Source organism: Microcystis sp. LE18-22.4A (assembly GCF_027531105.1).
GTDB classification, from domain to species: domain Bacteria; phylum Cyanobacteriota; class Cyanobacteriia; order Cyanobacteriales; family Microcystaceae; genus Microcystis; species Microcystis aeruginosa.
In genome coordinates this window covers 1-3,840 of record NZ_JAPZRB010000141.1, presented here as the reverse complement: position 1 = coordinate 3,840, position 3,840 = coordinate 1, and the positions used below count along the sequence as shown (strand labels likewise).

Below are 3,840 nucleotides of genomic sequence, written 5' to 3'. Positions count from 1 at the left end.
GTTCCAGCGTCGTTTGTTTCGCTTCGCTTTCGCTTCGCTTCAACCGCGCATTTACCAATGTATCTAACTTCCCTAAGTTTGTCAACCCCTTTTGGCAAAATTTTTTGATCTTTTTTCTATCCCTTGCTACATCAGCCTTTCAGACCTTAGTCTTTTTTGCTAGTCCCTTGATTAGAACTGGCGGTGCGGATAACTTAGTTTGTTTGTACTAAATATTCTCCTCAATTTAATTTTTTATTCAATCCCTCTCGATCGCTGGGTCGATTTTGGGGTATGGTTCCTTGAGAATCTATTTTCTGATCGGAAAGCCCTCATGTCTCGCCGCTCCGCTTTACAATCCTATTTACTGGTGCGTTTACTCCTAGCTCCCTTGATGTTATGGACGATCGTGACGGTGGTTTTTCTGCTGATGCGTGTTGCCCCCGGTGATCCCACGGATGCGATTTTAGGCAACCGCGCCCCTGAAAGTGCCAAAAATGCCCTAAGAGAACAATTAGGACTGAATAAACCCCTATTTTTCCAGTACCTAGACTATATTTTCCACCTAATGCGCCTCAATTTAGGAGACTCTTTAACCAGTAAGGGGGTGACGGTATGGGAGATTATCGCTAAACATTTTCCAGCGACGGTGGAACTAACTTTTTATGGAATGCTAATTGCGGTGATAGTGGGAGTCGGATTGGGAATTATCACCGCTTCCCGTCCGAATACCCCCTTAGATGCGGGGGGACGTTTATTTGGACTGATAACCTATTCCTTGCCGATTTTTTGGGTGGGAATGCTCTTACAGCTAATTTTTGCGGTACAGTTGCGCTGGTTTCCCTTGGGGACTCGTTTTCCTTTGAGTGAGACTCCACCCCAGACAATTACAGGTTTATACACCCTTGATAGTCTGATGACTCTACAACTAGATAAGTTGCCCACAGCTTTGTATTATCTAGCCTTACCTAGTTTTACTCTCGGCATTCTCTTGAGTGGGATTTTTGAACGGATGGTGCGAGTTAATCTGAAACAAACTTTGCAAGCGGACTATGTAGATGCGGCCAAAGCGAGAGGAATACCAGAAAAAACGATTATGATCGCCCATGCGCTGAAAAATGCCCTAATTCCCGTAATTACTGTCTTAGGATTAACTTTTGCGGCTCTTTTAGGTGGTGCAGTCTTGACGGAAGTGACTTTTTCTTGGCCGGGTTTGGGAAATCAGTTATATCGCGCGATTTCTCTGCGGGATTACCCAACAGTGCAGGGATTAATGGCTTTTTTTGCGACAATAGTGGTTTTTGCCAGTATTTTTATCGATCTAATCAATGCTTACATTGATCCTCGCATCCGTTATTAATCAGGGAGAGGGAATTATGAATTATGAATTATGAATTATGAAGTGGGGAGGTGGGGAGATGGGGAGACCACTACGCAGTTTAAATACCGTACAGCTTGAGATGAGACAACAGCCGTGAAATTGATGTCACAGCTAATAAAAAATGGATCAGGATTGCTTTTTATCTCTAGGTTGTTGTTAGGTGATTGCTGACTGATTAATAATGGTTGAATGTTAATCGGCTTTTCCTTTTAGGGAGACGAAATCGGGCCTATGGGAATTACTATTGTCACCATTTTGCGGGGGATGAAAAGGATTTCTCACTTCGGGGGGAGTGGGTAAACCCTGTTTCATTTCCGCTACTTTTAAGAGGATCAAATACTCATAAAAAGCTTGCAAAGTACACCAAGCAAAACCAGCTTTACCATCGAGAATTCCCGCCAAGATAAAATACATATAAAACCAACGAAGCAGGGGACGAAAAGGCAATCGTAGAGAAAAATCTTTTAAAGCTCTCCGTCTATCTACTTCAGTTTCACCAAAAAATAAATTTTTCCAACTAACACCACCGTTAGCCAACTGATGTAGGGTTTCTGCCGCTTCATCGGTAGAGTAACGATTATGTTTTTCAATCCAACGACTTAAACCTTTACTACAGGTATAGTGGGGATAGGTTTCTTCTAAAAAAGAGGTTTTTCCTCGACATTCTTCCCTTTCCGTGTGACCATAATCGCTAAACCAGACTTGATCTTTTCTAAATAGACGCATTTGATAACGGGGATACTGGGTGCTGCGACGGATCCAAGTTCCCATAAACATAACTCTTTCGGCCACATAAAAACCAGTAAATTCTTTCTGTTGAGTGGCGCGCAGACATTCTGCGTAGAGTTGGGGTGTCATCCTTTCATCTGCTTCGAGAATATAAACCCAATCGTATTTAGTCTCGATATTTTCTAACATCCAAGTTCTTTGTTTACCATGACTCTCGAATTGATGCTGAATCACGCGCACTGGATAACGAGAAGCAATCTCTACAGTGCGATCGCTACTGTAGGAGTCAACCACAATCACATCATCGGATAGAAGTGCCGATTCCACACAGGCGGCAATATCAATTTCTTCGTTATGAGTGAGAATGTAAATGGAAAACATAGATATAATATGGTGTTTGATTATACGAAACCCGATCGGGCATTAGTCCTATTGTGTACTGGAAAAAGCGGAATGAAAACCTTTATTATCCAAGAAATTTTCTTAAAACTGCCAGACTGAGCCTATTCTAACCTTGATCGCCATTTTGTCAATATTTCTTAAGTATTACTTGAAAAATTCTTTACCTGGGCTTGCGGCCACCGGCGGTGAGCTATTCCCCACCATGAGATAATAGACGGTGCTTTATGTCTCCAGTAATTTTCGATGACTGCTGTTTCCGAGTGTTTTCGTTCTCTCCGTTCCCAGGGGAATTGTGCCTTAATTCCCTTTATTACTGCCGGTGATCCCGATTTGTCTACTACTGCCCAAGCTTTACGCATTTTAGACCGGGCAGGGGCCGATCTGATCGAGTTGGGGGTTCCCTATTCCGATCCTCTTGCGGATGGTCCGGTTATTCAAGCGGCGGCCACCCGCGCTTTAAATCGGGGTGTCAAGTTGGAAGATGTGCTAGAAATCGTCAAAAATGCTCAGGGAGAGGTGAAAGCTCCCATTATTCTCTTTACTTACTATAATCCCATCTATCATCGCGGGATAGATGTCTTTTTAGACCAAATTAAAGCAGCTGGGGTGAGTGGTTTGGTGGTTCCCGATTTACCCCTAGAGGAAGCGGAAAGTCTGCTGCAACCGGCTGCCGCTAAGGGAATTGAAGTGATTTTATTGGTAGCGCCTACCAGTCCCCCGGAACGAATACAAGCGATCGCCAGGCAATCCCAAGGTTTTATTTATTTGGTTAGTGTCACGGGAGTGACGGGAATGCGGAAGCAAGTGGCCACCAGAGTGGAGGAATTGCTCGATTCTATCCGTTCTGTCACCGATAAACCCGTAGGGGTAGGATTTGGCATTTCTGACCCGACACAGGCACTACAGGTGAAAAACTGGGGGGCTGATGCGGTAATTGTCGGCAGTGCCATGGTTAAACGTCTGGCCGATAATTCCCCCGGCGATGGGTTAAAATCCCTCGAAGAATTCTGCCGTAGTTTAAAACAGGCGATTCAGTGAGGGATAAGGAGTTAGTGGATGCGGATTAGAGCGAGCGTTCATGTCTTCTCGTTATGAATTCGTTCAATTTCATCCAGTGCTTTTTTTGCTCGGAATACAGCCCGGAGATAGGCGATCTGGCTCTCCCACGCCGATCGGGGTAGGATGGGGGGGATAGGGTTCGGGTTCTCGTTCATCGAAAAAATGGGTCTGAAACCCCGCCCTTTAGCGATAGCGGAGGGCGGCTTTATACAAGTTAGTGAGAAACAATTAAACCGTTAGAACGACGAATTAACTGAATCTTGCTAACAGCTATTTGTCCCAATCGTTGA

At 44.3% G+C, this 3,840-nt stretch carries 4 protein-coding genes; 3 read left to right on the top strand and 1 reads right to left on the bottom strand.

The window, feature by feature from the left end; all coding sequences use genetic code 11:
* Together O9295_RS06310 and O9295_RS06305 are read left to right on the top strand one after the other, a co-directional pair.
* Positions 1-212, top strand: a 212-nt coding sequence (locus tag O9295_RS06310; protein ID WP_288032387.1) for a hypothetical protein, incomplete at its 5' end; no start/stop codon positions are given.
* 101 nt (positions 213-313) lie between these two features.
* Complete coding sequence (locus O9295_RS06305) at positions 314-1,339, top strand: ABC transporter permease (protein WP_147073319.1); 1,026 nt, start codon at positions 314-316, stop codon at positions 1,337-1,339.
* Positions 1,340-1,552: 213 nt separating this feature from the next.
* On the opposite strand, the gene O9295_RS06300 is transcribed toward O9295_RS06305, so the two are convergent.
* Positions 1,553-2,470 carry a glycosyltransferase family 2 protein gene (locus O9295_RS06300; protein ID WP_288032386.1) on the bottom strand — a complete coding sequence of 306 codons (918 nt, stop codon included), beginning with the start codon at positions 2,468-2,470 and terminating at the stop codon, positions 1,553-1,555.
* A gap of 264 nt (positions 2,471-2,734) precedes the next feature.
* Here O9295_RS06300 and trpA point away from each other — a divergent pair, with 264 nt between their 5' ends.
* Positions 2,735-3,529 (top strand): tryptophan synthase subunit alpha, encoded by a 795-nt coding sequence (gene trpA / locus O9295_RS06295; protein ID WP_287739473.1) that lies wholly within the window; start codon positions 2,735-2,737, stop codon positions 3,527-3,529.
* Positions 3,530-3,840: the final 311 nt, after the last annotated feature.